Raw genomic sequence first — 15,414 nt, 5'->3', positions numbered from 1 at the left:
CGGCCCGCATGAGCCGCGGCGGGGCCCAGCCCGCGTAGAGCGGCACGGCGGCGACCAGCGGGAGAAAGCGGACCGCGCCGCCGCCCAGCATATCGCCGAGCCAGAACACGGTGTAGAGTTCCAGGGCGGCCGGGAGGGAGCGGTACTTCAGGCCGAGAAAGGCCACCGCCGCAACCCGAAGCCAGCGAGCGTCGGCGGCGGGGTCCCAGGCGGCGATCCTCAGGATGACGGCGGCGAGGAGCAGGCCCGCGAGGAAATAGAGCCAGGACAGGAGTGCCGATCCGGCAGGACGACGAGCGCCGTTCACATCGACATTGACTTCCATGCGCCTCTCGAATGCGCGGAGTGCATGCTCCTTTTCCCCGGGTCCCGGCGGAACCAGCCCGGTGTTTCCGAGATCATGGAGGAGGAGCACAAGGCTGACATTGTATCCCGGTGCGGATTATCTTCCAAGTATTGTAAACGGTGAACGGCCGCTGCGCGCGGCGGGATCCTGCCGTAGGCCGCGTCCGCCGGACGCGGCCCGTTGCATCCGCACGATCCATGGAGTCGTATCGCTCGATTCCGAGGCCCGGCCGCGCCGGCGGCCGCGGCATGTAGCCCGGGCCGCGAGGCCCGGGTGACCGGAAACAGACGGCCGGGGCGAGCCGCGCAGCGGCGGCGGAAAAGGATTAGAGCCTTTGACACGAGGAACATGGATGTCCCAATTTGTCCCAATTTGCCGCACAGAGAAGATGGATGTCCCCATCTGCCGTTCGGCCCAGCCATTGAGTGCGGCCGAAAGCGGGGTGCCCAATCGCATTCGCCGCTTACCGTCGCTCCTGCGGAGCTCGGTCTCACCAAGTCTCCCGGCTGACCCGGACCTGTCGGTCCGGGCTACACGCCGCCGCCGTGGACGCGGCGGAATCCTGCCGTGGGCCGCGTCCGCAGCCTGCAAGAAGCGCCCTCGCTGTGGCTGGGACTGCGCGTTTCCGTCAGGCGTCCACCAGCCGCTCCAGCATCGCGTCGTCGGCGAGAAAGGGCAGGGTCACATGGTTGCCCGGCGCCCCCTGGTTGTAGGCCACGCAGGTGTCGATGGAGTTGGGGCAGCGTGCCCAGGCGCGGCGGGCCACGCCGCCCATCACGTCCCACGGCATGGCCGAGCGGATCACTGCGTCGACCCGCGCGCTGCCGTCCAGCACCAGCCCGAAGCCGCCGTTGACGGCCTTGCCGATCCCGACGCCGCCGCCGTTGTGGAGCGCCACCAGGCTCATGCCGCGGGCGGCGTTGCCGGCGAAGCACTGCACGGCCATCTCGGCCATGATGTTGCTGCCGTCCTTGATGTTGGCCGTCTCGCGGTAAGGCGAGTCGGTGCCGCCGCAGTCGTGGTGGTCGCGGCCCAGCATCACCGGCCCGATTTCGCCGGCGCGTACCATCGCGTTGAACTTCAGCGCGATCCGGGCGCGGCCGGGCGCGTCCTGGTACAGGATGCGGGCCTGGGTGCCCACCACCAGCCGGTTCTTTTCGGCGTCGCGGATCCAGACCCAGTTGTCGCGGTCCTGCCCGCGCCGGTTCGGATCGATGGCCGCCATGGCCGCCCGGTCGGTTGCGGCCAGGTCTTCGGGCCGCCCGCTGAGGCACACCCAGCGGAAGGGCCCGTAGCCGTAGTCGAACAGCATGGGCCCCATGATGTCCTCGACGTAGGAGGGGAAGATGAAGCCCTCGCGGGGATCGGTGCCGTTCCGGCAGATCTCCGTCACGCCGGCGTCGTAGACCGCCCGCATGAAGGAGTTGCCGTAGTCGAAGAAGTAGGTGCCCCGCTCCACCAGGGTGCGGACGAGTTCGAAGTGGCGCCGCAGGCTCCGGTCCACGGCGGCGCGGAAGGCGGCGCGGTCTGTCGATAGCATCCGGGTGCGCGCCTCGAAAGTCAGCCCCTGGGGACAGTAGCCGCCATCGTACGGGGCGTGGCAGGAGGTCTGGTCCGACAGCAGCTCGATGGGAATCCGGTGGTCCACCGCGTACTGGAGCAGGTCCACGATGTTGCCGTGGTAGGCAATGGAGAGCGGCTCACGGCGGGCCATCGCCGCCTGGGCCAGGCGGAACACCTCGCTCAGATCGGCACTCACCGCCGACACCCAGCCCTGCTCGTGGCGGGTGCGGATGCGCGACGGGTCCACCTCGGCGATGACACCGACGCCGCCGGCGATCTCCACCGCCTTGGGCTGGGCCCCGCTCATGCCGCCGAGGCCCGACGAGACGAACAGGTGCCCGCGCAGGTCCTCGTCGGCGCGGATCCCCAGCCGGAGCCGGGCGGCGTTCAGGATGGTGTTGAACGTGCCGTGCACGATCCCCTGCGGGCCGATGTACATCCAGCCGCCGGCGGTCATCTGGCCGTAGTTGGCCACGCCGAGCTGCATGGCCCGGTGCCACTCGGCCTGGTTGTCGAACATGCCCACCATGAGCGAGTTGGTGATGATGACCCGGGGCGCCTCGGGCCGCGAGGCGAAGAGCCCGAGCGGGTGTCCCGACTCGACCACCAGCGTCTGCTTCCGGGTGAGCACCTCCAGGTATCGCTGGATGAGCCGGTACTGCATCCAGTTCTGGCAGACCTGGCCGGTCTCGCCGTAGGTCACCAGCTCGTACGGGTAAAGCGCCACGTCGAAATCCAAATTGTTGTCGATCATCACCTGGAAAGCCTTCCCCTCGACGCAGCGGCCCTTGTACGTGTCGATGGGCCGCCCCCAGATCCGGCCCGGGGGCCGGAAACGGTAGCCGTAGATCCGGCCGCGCGTCCTCAGCTCGTCGAGGAACTCCGGGGCCAGCGCCGCGTGCCACTGGGGCGGCACGTAGCGGAGCGCGTTCTTCAGCGCGAGGAGGGTCTCGGTCCGGTTCAAGGTGTAACCACGGTCCGGCGCGCGGCGGATGCCCGGCTCGAACGCGGCCGGCGGCGGCAGCTTGCCGCGCAGGCGGACGGTCATGGCGGCGCCGATGGCGGTGTTGTCGGTCATAGGGTTCCTCCCGGTGGGGATGAGTGCCTATTGTGCCACAAAGCGGGCGGCGGGCCAAGTTCCGTGAAACCCAGACCGCCCTGCTCTGGTATAATAAGCTTTTTTGAACGCCGGTTCCGCCCTGCGCGGAATGCCCTCCAGGAGTGTGATCATGAGCCACCGCCCCACCTGTTCTGCCCCCAGCGTCCGGTGCAGCCTGTGCGCCGGGTTGCTACTCGGCCTTACGGCCGCCCTCTGGGCGGCGGTCCCGGCCGAACCGCTGCTGCGCTTCCCCGACGTGCGCGGCGACACCGTCGTGTTCGTCTGCGGCGAGGACATCTGGTCCGCGCCGGTCGCGGGCGGCACCGCCACCCGCCTGACCATTCACGACGGCGAGGAGCGCCACCCCAAGCTCTCGCCCGACGGGACACGGATCGCCTTCACCGGCGACTACGACGGCAATGCCGATGTCTATGTGATGGACGTGCACGGCGGCGGGATCACCCGGGTCACCTGGCACCCGGGCGACGACGAGGTGGTGGGCTGGCATCCCACGGCCGACAAGATCCTGTTCAAGTCGATGCGGGACAGCTTCAACCGTTTCGAGAAGCTGTTCCTGGTGTCACCCGACGGTACAGGCCTGGAGCCGCTCCCCCTGCATGAGGCGGCCTATGGCAGCTATTCGCCCGACGGCCGGCAGATCGCCTACAACCGCATCAGCGTCGAGACGCGCACCTGGAAGCGGTACCGCGGCGGGCTGGCTCCGGACGTCTACATCTACGATTTCGCCTCGAAGCAGGACCGGAAGATCACTGACTTTCCCGGCGGCGACCGGATGCCCATGTGGCACGGCGGCACCATCTACTACACCGCCGACAGCGACGGCGTGCTGAACATTTACGGCTACAACGTCGCCACGGGAAAGACGGAGCAGCTCACCCGCCACCGGGAGCACGACGTCCGCCGGCCGAGCCTCGGCGACGGCCGGATCGCCTACGAGGTGGGCGGGACCGTCTGGCTGCTGGATCTGGCCAGCCGCCAGTCCCGCGCCCTCCCCATCGCCGTGCGCGCCGATGCGCCGGAAACCCGGCCGTACCTGGCCGGAGTGGCCGACCGGCTCACCCACTTCGACGTGTCTCCGTCCGGCGCCCGGGTGCTCGCCACCGCCCGCGGCCACCTCTTCAGCCTGCCGCGCAAGGACGGCGCCACGCGGCTGGTAGCCGGCGCCAGCGGCGCCCGGATCCGCGAGGGGGTCTGGTCGCCCGACGGCCGGCAGATTGCCTACATCTCCGACGCCGGCGGCGAATACAACATCTACCTGGCGGCAGTCGGCGGCGGCGCCGACCCGGTCCAGCTGACCCGCGCGAAGGACGGCTATCGGCACACGCTGCGCTGGTCGCCCGACGGAAAGAAAATCGCCTTCGCCGACCAGACGCTGGCCTGCTATGTCCTCGACGTGGCGAGCGGCGCCGTGACCCGCGTCGACAAGGCCGACTACGAGCCCATGGACGTGTCGCTGAACGTCAAGCCCATCTCCGACTACGCCTGGTCGCCCGACAGCGCGTATCTCGCCTACTCCAAGATGGAAGCCGACCTCGTGTCGAAGGTGTTCGTTTACTCGCTCCAGGAGAAACGCTCCCGCTGCGTCAGCAACGGTCTGTTCAACGATTTCGGCCCGGTGTTCTCTCGCGATGGGAAGCACCTGTTCTTCATCTCCAACCGCCGGTTCGATCCCACCTTCTGCGACTTCGAGTGGGAGATGGTCTACAAGCAGGCGGCCGGGATCTACTGCCTGACACTCAGCCGCGACGGCGCGGCGCGCTTTCCGCTTGCGAGCGACGAGGAGACCGGCGCGCCGGCCGCGCCGCCGACTGCACCGCCAGCCGCCGCCGCGGTTCCGCCCAGCGTCGTCATCGATTTCGACGGCCTGGCCGAGCGGATCGAGGCCGTTCCGCTGCCGCGAGGTAACTACCGCCAGCTGACCGTCGGCGAGGGCGCGCTCTACTACCTCAACGCCGCCGCCGGCGACTTCAACCGGTTCGAGTACCGCGGTCCCGAGGCCCGCAGCCTGTATGCCTTCGCGTTTGACACCCGCAAGGAGCATCGCCTGCTCGAGGGGGTGGACGATTACCGGCTCTCCGGCGACGGCAAGTGGATCGTCTGCCGGAAGGGGACCGGGCTGACCGCGCTGGAGCTCAAGGGGCCGGAACCGAAGGCGCAGGAGCTGTCCCTGGCCGACCTGAAGCTTTGGATCGACCCGCGGGCCGAATGGCGGCAGATCTTCAACGAGTCGTGGCGGATGGAGCGCGACTTCTTCTACGAGCCGGGCATGCACGGGCTCGACTGGCCCGCCATGCACGCGCGCTATCGGATGCTCCTGGAGCGGGCCACCTGCCGCCAGGACGTGGTGTACATCCTCGGCGAGCTCATCGGCGAGCTCAACGCGTCGCACACCTACGTGGGCGGCGGCGCCCAGCAGCGCAAGGCCGAAGAGATCGCGGTGGGCCTGCTCGGGGCCGACTACGAGCTGGACGCGGCGAGCCAGCGCTACCGTTTTCGGAAGATCTGCCGCGTGCCCGACTGGACCGACGAGGTGCAGCCGCCCCTGGCCGCGGTGGGCGTCGGCGTGCGCGAAGGCGACTATCTCCTGGCCGTCAACGGCGTGGATGTCCGCGGCGACCGCGAGGTGTACGCGTACTTCCAGGACCTGGCCGGCAAGCAGGTGAAGATCCTGGTCAATGACAAACCGGACCGGGTCGGCGCCCGCGAGTACACCGTCAAGCCGCTGGCCTCGGAGCGGACCTTGCGCTACCTCGACTGGGTGAAGCACAACCGCCGGGTCGTGGCGGAGGCCTCGGGCGGCCGGATCGGCTACCTGCATCTGCCCGACACCTACACCGCTTCGGCGCGCGAATTCCCCAAGTACTTCTACGCCCAGACCCAGAAGGACGGGATTGTCGTCGACGGACGCTTCAACGGCGGCGGCCTCGATCCGGACATCTTCCTGCAGCGGCTGGGCAAGCGGGCGATCTCCTACTGGACCCGCCGCTACTCCAAAGACACGGCGACCCCGGCGGTCTGGACCCAGGCCCACCTCGTGTGCCTGACCAACCGGCAGGCCGGTTCGGGCGGCGACGAGCTGCCCCATGAGTTCCAGGTGGAAAAGATGGGGCCCGTCATCGGCACCCGGAGTTGGGGCGGACTGGTGGGCATTTCCATGACCATCGACCTGGTGGACGGCGGCTACCTGACGGCCCCCGACTACCGGATCTACGACCGCGACGGCAACTGGGTGGTGGAAAACGTCGGCGTGACCCCCGACATCGAAGTGGACCTGGATCCCGCCGAGATGGCCCGCGGCTACGACGCCCAGCTCATGAAGGGCGTCGAAGTGCTTCTGAAGAAAATCGAAGCGGAGCCCCGGACCTGGCCGAAACATCCGCCGTACCCGCGGCAGAAGTTCTGAGCAGCCGGTCCGGGAGCTGGTCCGGAACGAGGAGGCCGATGAAGCCGGATTACGACGTGTTGGACGACATCCGGAGTTTCCAGCGCAGCCGGGTGATCCTCACCGCCGCCGAGCTGGATCTCTTTACCCGCCTCGACGGCGCCTCCATGGATGCGCCGGCGCTGGCCCGGGCGATCGGCGCCGCGGAGCGGCCGTTGACCCGCGTGCTCGACTGCCTCGTCACCTATGGGCTGCTGGAGAAGGCGGACGGCCGCTACCGCACCGCCGCGCCGGCGGCGGCGCTCTCGGACCGGCACCCGGCGCCGGTGCGGGCCATGGCCCTGCACAGCGCCGTGATGTGGCGGACCTGGAGCCACCTGACCGAGACGGTCCGTACGGGGGTGAGCCCCGCCCGGCACACCGCCGACGACAAGGACGACCACGCGCTGGCCGCCTTCATCGGCGCCATGCACGCCATCGGCCGCCGTGTGGCCGACGACGTGGCCGCGGCGCTGGACCTGACGCTGTACCGCCGGCTCCTGGACGTGGGCGGCGGTTCGGGCGTCTACACCATGGCGTTCCTGCGGCGGAATCCCCGGCTGACCGGCGTGCTGTTCGACCTGCCCCGGGTGACCATGATGGCGGTGGAATGGCTCCGTGCCGAGGGGCTGCTGGACCGGGTCACCCTGGTGGGGGGCAACTTCGAGTGCGACGAACTGCCCGGCGGTTGCGACCTGGCGCTGCTTTCGGCCATCACCCATCAGAACTCACCCGAGGAGAACCGGGCGCTGTTCGCCAAGATCCGCCGCGCCCTCGAACCCGGCGGCACGCTGCTCGTCCGCGACCACGTCATGGACGAGAGCCGTACCGAGCCGGCGGCCGGCGCGCAGTTCGCCATCAACATGCTGGTGAGCACGGCGGGGGGCGACACGTACACCTTCGCCGAGTACCGCCGCGACCTCGAGGCCGCCGGATTCGTCGAGGTGACGTGGCTGCGGTCCGGCCGCGAGCGCATGGATGGGCTCATCGCCGCCCGCACGCCGGCGGCGGCAGGGGAGGGCGGCGCATGAACTTTCTCAAGATCATGGGTCTCGAGGCGAAGCGGAGCGTCCGCGGCGATTACGAGTGGGGCAGCCTGTTCGGCCGCCTGGAAGGGTGCCTGGCGGACCTGCCGGAGTCCGAGGTGAAGCTCATCGCCGGCTTCGCCGGCCTGTTGTGGCGGGTGGCGTACAGCGACATGAAGCTCGAGGACTCCGAGCGGGAGAAGATTCGGGAGATCCTCCGGCGGCGCACCACGCTGGACGCAGACCGCGTGAGCCGCATCATGACCCTGGTGGACCAGGACGCCGACCGCTACTTCGGCTCCGAGAACGTGTACTACACCCGGCTGGTCAACGCGGCGGCCGAGGCGCCGCTCAAGCTGGAGATCCTCGACACGCTGTTCGCCGTCGCCGCCGCCAACGGGTCCATTTGCGCCAAGGAGGAGGCGGAGCTGCGGATCATCGCCACCGGGTTGTTTCTGTCCCACGACGACTATATCCGGATCCGGTTGCGCTACCGCGAGTATCTCGATGTGCTGAAGTGAGAGGGGGACAATTGGGGAGACGGTGAATAGATGAATAGGTGAATGGGTGAATAGGTGGGTGGGTGAATCGAGAGACGGGAACGGGAGATGTGAGACGGAAGACGGGAGATGGAAGACGGGAGATGGAAGACGGGAGGTGGAAGACGGGAGATGGAAGATGGGAGATGAGAGATGGAAGACGGGAGACGGGAGACGGATCAACCATCAACCATCAACCATCAACCATCAACCATCAACCATCAACCATCAACTATCAACTATCAACTGATTCTGGACCTGTAACCTGAGAACCTGAGAACCTGTGAACCTGTGAACCTGTGAACATTTAAACGGCTCAATCACGATCACGATTACGATGACGATGACGATAACGAGCACGAACAGCAGGAACAGGCACGAGCCTCCGGTCTCGAGCCTCTAGCCCGGAGCTCCTGAGTCAGGACCGGCACCATGCTGCAGACATTTCTCCAGGCCTTCGGCGGCACCTTCATGGCGGTGCTGGACATCTTTCTGATCATCCTCGTCGCCGGTTTGCTGGTGCGCCGCCGCGTCGTCACCCAGGCACACATCGACGCTTTGTCCACCGCCACGGTGGTGGTCTTCCTGCCGTGCCTCACCTTCGACAGCGTGCTGCGCAACCTGGATCCGGCCAAGCTTCCGTATTGGTGGACACTGCCGCTGGCGGCGGTGGCCATGGCCGTGGCGGGCCTGGCGCTGGGAGCGGCGCTGTTCGCGCGCGAACTGCCGATGAAGCGGAACATGCTGGCGCTCGCCAGCATGCAGAATGCGGGCTACTTGGTTCTGCCGGTAGGGCTGGCGCTCTTCCCGGATGAATTCGACCGTTTCGCCCTCTACTGCTTCCTGTTCATCTTGGGGAACAGCCTCGTGCTCTGGAGTGTGGGCAAGCTTCTCGCCACCCGCGGACAGCCGGGGGTGCCCATGTGGCGGGCGCTGCTCACGCCGCCGCTCGTGGCCAACGTCGCGGCCATCGCGCTGGCGCTGTCCGGCGGGAAGGCGCTGGTGCCCGAGGTGCTGCAGCGGGGCGTTCACCTGCTGGGGACGGCGGCGGTGCCGGTGGCCACGTTCATCCTCGGCGCCGTGCTCGGGAGCATCCCGTTCCGCCCGCGGGCGATCCTGCCCGACGCGGCGCGGGTGATGCTGGCCAAGCTCGTGCTGCTGCCGCTCCTCACGGCGACCGTGCTGGCGTGGACCGGCCTGGGCCGCACCGACCCGCTGCTGGTGTCGTTTTTTCTAATCCAGGCGGCGGCCGCGCCCGCCGTGGCCCTCATCCTGCAGGTGCGCCGCTACGGCGGCGACGCAGAGAAGGTCGGCGGCGTCATGCTCGTGGCCTACGCCGGCTGCCTGCTGGCCCTCCCCTTCTGGCTCGCCCTCTGGCGCGTGATGTCTTGATGGGAAGATTCTTTCCGGCCGATTCGAAAACGGCGATCGCCGTCGCTGCGCGCCCGCGGGGCAGGGATTCGTGTGGGATTCAGCTGCCATCCCAAGTGCAGCAAAGCAGCTCCGCCTTGGGCGAGGACGACGGGCTGAGCCAGGGGACGAAAAAGCCCGGATCGTCCTGATCCGGGCCCTGATCATCTTCGATTGTCGCTGTTAGGAATTGTCGCCGTCACCCGTGCTCCGGCAGGATTTTGATATCCGCGGAACCGGACCGTCCAACTCGGCCGGTCGCCTGGCCGCGTTCGTCGCACTCGGCCAGGCGGTGGGAGCAGGCTCAGTGCGAGGACTTCTCGCCCGGCAGGGGCCGCACCTTGAGCACTTCGCCCCGTTCCTCGGCGATGCGGCAGTACCAGTCGGCTGGGTAGCCGGGATGGGTGACGTTGCCCTGAGAGTCGCGGACGTTGCCGTCCAGGTACTTCCAGATGAGGAACTCGCCCAGCTTTCGCCAGCGCCGCACCACCATCTCGCCCTGGTCCACGGAGTACCGGGTCAGGTACTCGCGGGCCAGCTCGGGCGACTGCTGGTGGAGCGCCAGCGCGGCCTTGTCCACTTCGGGCACCTGGGCGATGAAAGCGCCCTCCAGCTCGCGCTGGACAGCCTGGACGTCCCGGATCATGTCGCAGTACCGGGAATAGGTGTAGTTCGAGACGAAGTTGAACACCCAGAACGCGGAGTCCCAGGAGAACGCGTTGAAGTCGCCGGTGCCCGCCGCGAAACTCGTCGGCACGGCGCGCAGGCCGCAATACATCGGCGTATAGACCGTGCTGGCGGTGTCGTCCACGCCGAACCAGAAGATGCCGCCGATGGGGCCGGGAAGCCAGGACCGGGACTGCGCGACGAAGGAGAACCCGGTCTGCTGGGTGGCCACCGCGCGCTCGTTGACGTACTTGACGCCGTCCACCTCGAAGGTCATGGGGCGCCAGCGGTAGGGGAGCTTGTACGGGCCGGCGCCCACGCCCAGCGACAGGTCGAATTCAGTCCCCTCGAAGTGGTCGCGCATCAGCTCCATCAGGTCGCGGACGGAGAGCTTCCGGTCGGGCTTGATCCAGAGGGGTAGGGGGGTGGCGCCCGGGATGCCCTTGACGTAGTCGATGGGCAGGTTCAGCGACGGCGCCACGCGGCGGAAGAAGCTCCATACCCGCGCCTCGCAGGCACGCAGGGCGCCGAAGTCGAGCGGCGCGTACGTGTCGGCGAAGCTGAAGTCCTTGTCCTCCCCTTTGAAATAGCCCTTCTCCCGAGCGAAGGAGATGACATCCGGTGCGTAGAGGCAGTTCGCCGGGTCGTTGAGGGGAAACTGCCGGATGCGCGCCTGGTTGGCGTGGGCGCAGACATAGCCGTCGGGCACGCGGAGCGCCACCCAGACGGCGCCCTTGTTCTCCTTCCCCTTACCGATCATGTCCATGATCCAGGCTTCCTGGGGATCGCTGATGGAAAACGTCTCGCCGGAGCTGAAGTAGCCGTACTCCGCCACCAGCTCGCCCATGATTTGAACGGCCTCGCGGGCGGTGCGGGCGCGCTGCAGCGCCACGGTCATCAGGCTGGTGTAGTCGATGCCCCCCTTCGGGTCCACCAGCTCCTCGCGGCCGCCGTAGGTGGTCTCGCCGATGGCCACCTGATGCTCGTTCATGAGCCCCACCACGGTGAACGTCTCGGCCACCTGCCGGATCTTGCCGACGTACTTCTGCGAGTCGTCGTCGATGATGTCGATGAGCGACCCCTCGATGTGGCGGCCGCCGGGGATGAAGTTGAGCTGGCCGTACAGGGTGTGCGAATCCGCCGAGTAGGTGATCATGACGGAGCCGTCGGCCGAGGCTCCCTTGGTGACGATGAAGTTGGTGCAGGCCAGAGCGGGCGTGAGCGCCAGCGTCAGGCAGGCCGCCGCGAGCAGGACTGTCCGGGTGATGCGCATCATGTCGTTCTCCGTGTTTGGAATTGTCAACGCCGCCGGTCCCGGAGGACCGAACGCTTATTGTACGGGGATCGCGGCCGATCGGCTACAGGTTCTTTCACGCGGGCGGTTATCCGCATCGTCCGAAGAACCGGGCGATGCGGCCGCGGGGCCGCCGCAGGCACGATTTGAGGGGCCGGCCCAGGCGGGCGCGGAGGAAGTGGACGTCCTCGCTGGAGAGGCAGGGGATGGCGTCGGGCAGTGTCCGGTCAGGCGCCGACACGAACGGCACCGCCTCGTACCGCTCGCGCAGCGCGTCCAGGTCCCGCAGGCTCAAGGCGAATTCCCGCCGCACCGAGTGGAACAGGGGCAAGGCGCCGTACCGGACCGGCCACCCGTCGGCGGGCAGGGTGAAGAGCACCTGCTTGACGCGGCGGCGGTGCGCGTCGTCCAGCTCGCCGAAGCGGGCGGCGGCGGCGCGGTACGGGAGCTCGCCGTGCGCCCGCAAGCAGAACTCGCCTGTGCGGATGGAGCGGGCGAAGTACGGCTCGAAGCCGGGCCGGGCGTCGTCCCAGACGCCGGCCACGAGGCGGCCGTCGGCGGCGGCGATCCGCTTGTACCCGAAGCGGACGCCGCACTTGTAGTAGGTGAAGCGGCTCATGTCCCCTGCCGCCGGGATGCCCACGGCGCCCAGTCCGAAGTCAAAGGCGAACGGCACCTTCAGGAGGGCGTCATCCAGCTTCACCGGCCGGTTGATGCGCCGGCCGTTGTAGCGGATCTCGGCGGCGGCGCCGGCGCAGAAGAACTCCAGCTCGCGCCGCTCGGCGCCGAGATCCCGCTGGTCGCGAGCCAGCCGGATGCGGTAGCCGTCCAGATACCGCCGGCCTGTGTGGAGGTGCACCGCGCCGTCGGTCAGTGCGAGGCGCTTGCCGGCCGTGGCCACCTCGACGGCGGAAAACAGGTGGAAGAGCGACAGCACGGCGACGCCGTGACACTCCTCGAGGCGGGACAGCGCCGCCTGCACCAGATCCGGCGGCGCGTCGCGCCGGAGCAACAGCAGTTTCAGGATCTGCCACTCGCCGTCGTCGAAGGCGTCGCCGTCCTGCGCCAGTTCCAGGCGGCGGCGGGTGCTCGCGATGGCGATGGTCCGCGGCCGGTGCGTCAGGGCGTGTCGCACGAGCTGCACCAGGTAATGCACCTGGTTGAGGTGCTGCTCCCGCGTGATCTTGCGGAGTTCGGCTTCCAGATCGATGGACAGCTGCAGGTGATTCCCGTTCATCGCCCGCTCCTGTCCGGAAGGCCGGCAGCGACCTCGGGGGCCGCCTCGCCCAGGTAGAACGTGGTTCTGGCCAGCACCCGCGCCGCGGCGCGCCGGGCGCCATCGCCGTTTCCGGCCGCGCCGTCTCCGAGCATCGCGGCGCCGACCGGATGCTGGTCGCCCACCACCACGTGGCGGCGGCCGGCTGCCGCGGCGCGAAACGGGAGGTACACCTCGCGGAAGTCCGTCGAGCCGGGCAGAAGGTGCAGCCGGAACAACGGGTCCCGCCGGCGGATGAGCGCCTCCGCCTCCCGCAGCACCGGCGGCAGCGGCGGAGCCGCCAGGATCCCCGCCACATCCTCGAGCCAGGTCACGGGAGGCAGGTATGGCTCCAGCAGCTCGACCACCGGAGCCGCGTGGTCCAGCGTGTCGCGGCGCCGGTTCAGCCCCGGCAGCAGCGGGCAGCCCGGCCGGGCGCCCAGCAGCCGGCCCCGGTCCGCCAGCCGCTGGGCCTGGTGCAGGCTGAGACGGCGCCCGCCGAGCGTCGGCAGCACCGGCCGGCAGCGCAGCCGCAGCGGGTCGCGGCCGGAGCCGAAGGCGAAGTAATGCTCGAAGATGTCTCGGACGAACTGCGGTTCGTCCAGCCGCGGCCGGATCAGCCGACGCCAGAGCGCGCCCAGCAGGCCGACCGCAGCCAGGGCGGCCGCGCCGACGAGGAGATAAAACTGAAATGGGAGTGATGGCTTCGTCACCGCCTCGGCGGCCGTCGCCGGCGGCCGGGCCGCGACCGCCGGGGCCCACAGCGGCGGCGGGGCGCCCAGGGCGGACGGGTCGGGTCGGGTCAGGTCCAGCGTGCGCCAACCGTCGTGCCAGTAGGCGGCCCAGGCGTGGAGCTCGGACCGGGCCGCCCCCCCTTCGCCCACCAGCCCCACGTGGAGATGGGCGGGCACGCCGGCGCCCTGGAGCATCAGCACGAGCGCGCCGTTGATTACGTCGCAATCGCCGGCGCCGGTGCGGAGCGCCCGCCCCAGCCACTCGCCGGTTCCGCCCGCCAGGTCGGCGGCGGTTGCCGGGTCGCGGGAGTAGCGCAGGCGGCCGGCCGTCCAGGCGGCCAGGCGCTCCACGCGGTCTCCGGGATTCAGCCCTTCGACCTGCTGCAAGGCTTCGGCGGCGTCCGGCGGCCAGTCGATGACCGGCCGCTCCGGCTCATCGGGTGCGGCGGACGGAACCGCGCCGGGCCGGGCGCGGTATTCCAGATGACCCCTTTGCGTTAACACGACGACCGGCGCGCCGAAGGCGTCCCGCCCCGCCGGCGCGACGGGCGCGCCATCCAGTCGGAGTGTTTCTGGAATCAGCACGTAACCGGGCGGCAGCGGGAGGACGAAGCGGGGGACGCCCCCCGACACGCCGAGGCGGACCGCCACCGGCGGGCCCGCTGATGCGTCGTCGGCAAAGGCGGGATAAGGGCCGGCGAGCCGCAATGGGCCGGGCGCCGGTCCACGCCGCGGATCGTAGCGCTCCAGCGCGCCCGCCTGGAACAACAGGCCGTCGGGGCCGCGGTACTCGAAGTCCCAGCGGTGGCCAGTGTCGGCGGAGCGGTCGGTCCGGGTGCCGCCCCAGTTCGCAAACAGCGTGTCCACCGTGCGCATCACCGCCGGCGGCGCTCCGCCTGTGGACGGTAGGCCCGGCAGATCGCCGCCGCCCCAAGCGGGCAGCCCGGGGGCGAGGTGCGGCGCCGCCCACACCAGCGCGGCGAATGCGACCACCGCCAGCGCCAATCCGGCGGCGACGCCCGCGAGGCGGGTCCGTCCGCGCGCCCAGAGGCTGGCCATGGCATTGCGCCAGTCCAGCGGGAACAGCCGGCTCAGCAGCCGCCGATGGATCCGCAGCAGCTCCCGCTCGCAGTAGCGCACCGCCTCGTGGAGCAGCGGGTCCTCGCAGATGGTATGGCGGTCCATCAGCAGGCGCAGCCCGTCGATGTTGATGGCTACCACGGGGAACAAGCCCCAGCCGGAACGGGGCAGGCGGACGGGGCGGGAGGGAATCACCTCGTCGAGCCCCGCCGTCTCGCGCACCAGGATGCCGCCCTTGTAGATCCGCACCGACGGCGCCGGGCCGAAGCCCAGCACGCCGTCGAAGCGGCGGGTGCGGAAGCGGCGGCCCAGGCGGTGGGGCAGCGCGAAGCCGCGGTTGACGCTGGCGCCGTTGCAGAACAGTTCCAGGGTCCGGATCCCCGGTAGAGGTCGGACGTAGCCGGCGTAGCGGTCGAGCTGCTCGCGGACGGTTACAGCGAGCGCGTCGGGGGCAGCTCCGTCCGGCGCGGGCCGGACCAGGGTGATGATCGTGCCCGGCACCGGGTCAGCCGGCGGCGGCAGCGGCCGGATCCGGCGGCCGATGCAATCGATGGTGAACGCTGACACCGTCCCGCCGTTGCGCGTGACGACACGGATCTCGCGCGGCTCGAACAGCAGCACCGACCAGAAGCCGACGCCGAAGAAGCCCACCGTGTCCCGGGCCTCCTCCTTGCTGGAGGCGTACAGACGGAGCAGGAAGCGGTCCACGTCGTCGGGCGACATGCCGGCGCCGTTGTCCCGGCAAATGAGTTGCTCGTCACCGCCGGCGGCGACGGTCTCGAAGTCGATCCGGGTGGCGCGGGCGTCGCGGGCGTTCTGCACGAGCTCCCGCAGGAAGACCCAGCCGTCCTCGCCATAACGCTCCGCCTCGAGGCGGGCCCGCTCGAAGAAGGCGCCGGCGTCGGCCGCTTCAACAGGCATGGCCGGACATGGGACGGCGCAGACGGCCGCGCCCGCGCGA

Annotated in this window: 9 protein-coding genes; 4 read left to right on the top strand and 5 right to left on the bottom strand. The window is 69.3% G+C overall.

Annotated features, from left to right (window positions below):
* Together GX414_15640 and GX414_15635 are read right to left on the bottom strand one after the other, a co-directional pair.
* Positions 1-325: hypothetical protein (locus GX414_15640; GenBank protein NLI48533.1), on the bottom strand; the 325-nt coding region annotated here is incomplete at its 3' end.
* A 649-nt stretch (positions 326-974) separates the two neighbouring features.
* On the bottom strand, positions 975-2,987 hold the full coding sequence (locus tag GX414_15635) for a urocanate hydratase (GenBank protein NLI48532.1): 2,013 nt from the start codon (positions 2,985-2,987) through the stop codon (positions 975-977).
* A gap of 151 nt (positions 2,988-3,138) precedes the next feature.
* Between GX414_15635 and GX414_15630 the strand changes: the two genes are divergently transcribed.
* The 4 genes from GX414_15630 to GX414_15615 all read left to right on the top strand — a co-directional run bounded on the left by GX414_15630 (position 3,139) and on the right by GX414_15615 (position 9,406).
* On the top strand, positions 3,139-6,432 hold the full coding sequence (locus GX414_15630; protein NLI48531.1) for a peptidase S41: 3,294 nt from the start codon (positions 3,139-3,141) through the stop codon (positions 6,430-6,432).
* Between the two features lie 38 nt (positions 6,433-6,470).
* Positions 6,471-7,481 (top strand): methyltransferase domain-containing protein, encoded by a 1,011-nt coding sequence (locus GX414_15625; GenBank protein ID NLI48530.1) that lies wholly within the window; start codon positions 6,471-6,473, stop codon positions 7,479-7,481.
* Complete coding sequence (locus GX414_15620) at positions 7,478-7,996, top strand: TerB family tellurite resistance protein (GenBank protein ID NLI48529.1); 519 nt, start codon at positions 7,478-7,480, stop codon at positions 7,994-7,996. Before GX414_15625 ends, GX414_15620 begins: the two co-directional genes overlap by 4 nt.
* Before the next feature lie 450 nt (positions 7,997-8,446).
* Positions 8,447-9,406 carry a permease gene (locus GX414_15615; protein ID NLI48528.1) on the top strand — a complete coding sequence of 320 codons (960 nt, stop codon included), beginning with the start codon at positions 8,447-8,449 and terminating at the stop codon, positions 9,404-9,406.
* A 322-nt stretch (positions 9,407-9,728) separates the two neighbouring features.
* On the opposite strand, the gene GX414_15610 is transcribed toward GX414_15615, so the two are convergent.
* The 3 genes from GX414_15610 to GX414_15600 form a co-directional block, all read right to left on the bottom strand.
* Positions 9,729-11,363 (bottom strand): dipeptidase, encoded by a 1,635-nt coding sequence (locus GX414_15610; protein ID NLI48527.1) that lies wholly within the window; start codon positions 11,361-11,363, stop codon positions 9,729-9,731.
* Between the two features lie 109 nt (positions 11,364-11,472).
* Positions 11,473-12,621 (bottom strand): hypothetical protein, encoded by a 1,149-nt coding sequence (locus GX414_15605; GenBank protein ID NLI48526.1) that lies wholly within the window; start codon positions 12,619-12,621, stop codon positions 11,473-11,475.
* Entirely contained in the window at positions 12,618-15,374 is a 2,757-nt protein-coding gene (locus tag GX414_15600) for a hypothetical protein (protein ID NLI48525.1), read from the bottom strand. Before GX414_15600 ends, GX414_15605 begins: the two co-directional genes overlap by 4 nt.
* Positions 15,375-15,414 lie beyond the last annotated feature (40 nt).

Source organism: Acidobacteriota bacterium, assembly GCA_012517875.1.
Classification (GTDB): domain Bacteria; phylum Acidobacteriota; class JAAYUB01; order JAAYUB01; family JAAYUB01; genus JAAYUB01.
This window is presented reverse-complemented; position numbering and strand designations above follow the sequence as displayed.

Excerpts from the sequence above, each read along its gene's own strand:
- GX414_15635 (NLI48532.1), bottom strand. The coding sequence starts at position 2,987 with ATGACCGACAACACCGCCATCGGCGCCGCCATGACCGTCCGCCTGCGC.
- GX414_15630 (NLI48531.1), top strand. The coding sequence starts at position 3,139 with ATGAGCCACCGCCCCACCTGTTCTGCCCCCAGCGTCCGGTGCAGCCTG.
- GX414_15625 (NLI48530.1), top strand. The coding sequence starts at position 6,471 with ATGAAGCCGGATTACGACGTGTTGGACGACATCCGGAGTTTCCAGCGC.
- GX414_15620 (NLI48529.1), top strand. The coding sequence starts at position 7,478 with ATGAACTTTCTCAAGATCATGGGTCTCGAGGCGAAGCGGAGCGTCCGC.
- GX414_15615 (NLI48528.1), top strand. The coding sequence starts at position 8,447 with ATGCTGCAGACATTTCTCCAGGCCTTCGGCGGCACCTTCATGGCGGTG.
- GX414_15610 (NLI48527.1), bottom strand. The coding sequence starts at position 11,363 with ATGCGCATCACCCGGACAGTCCTGCTCGCGGCGGCCTGCCTGACGCTG.
- GX414_15605 (NLI48526.1), bottom strand. The coding sequence starts at position 12,621 with ATGAACGGGAATCACCTGCAGCTGTCCATCGATCTGGAAGCCGAACTC.
- GX414_15600 (NLI48525.1), bottom strand. The coding sequence starts at position 15,374 with ATGCCTGTTGAAGCGGCCGACGCCGGCGCCTTCTTCGAGCGGGCCCGC.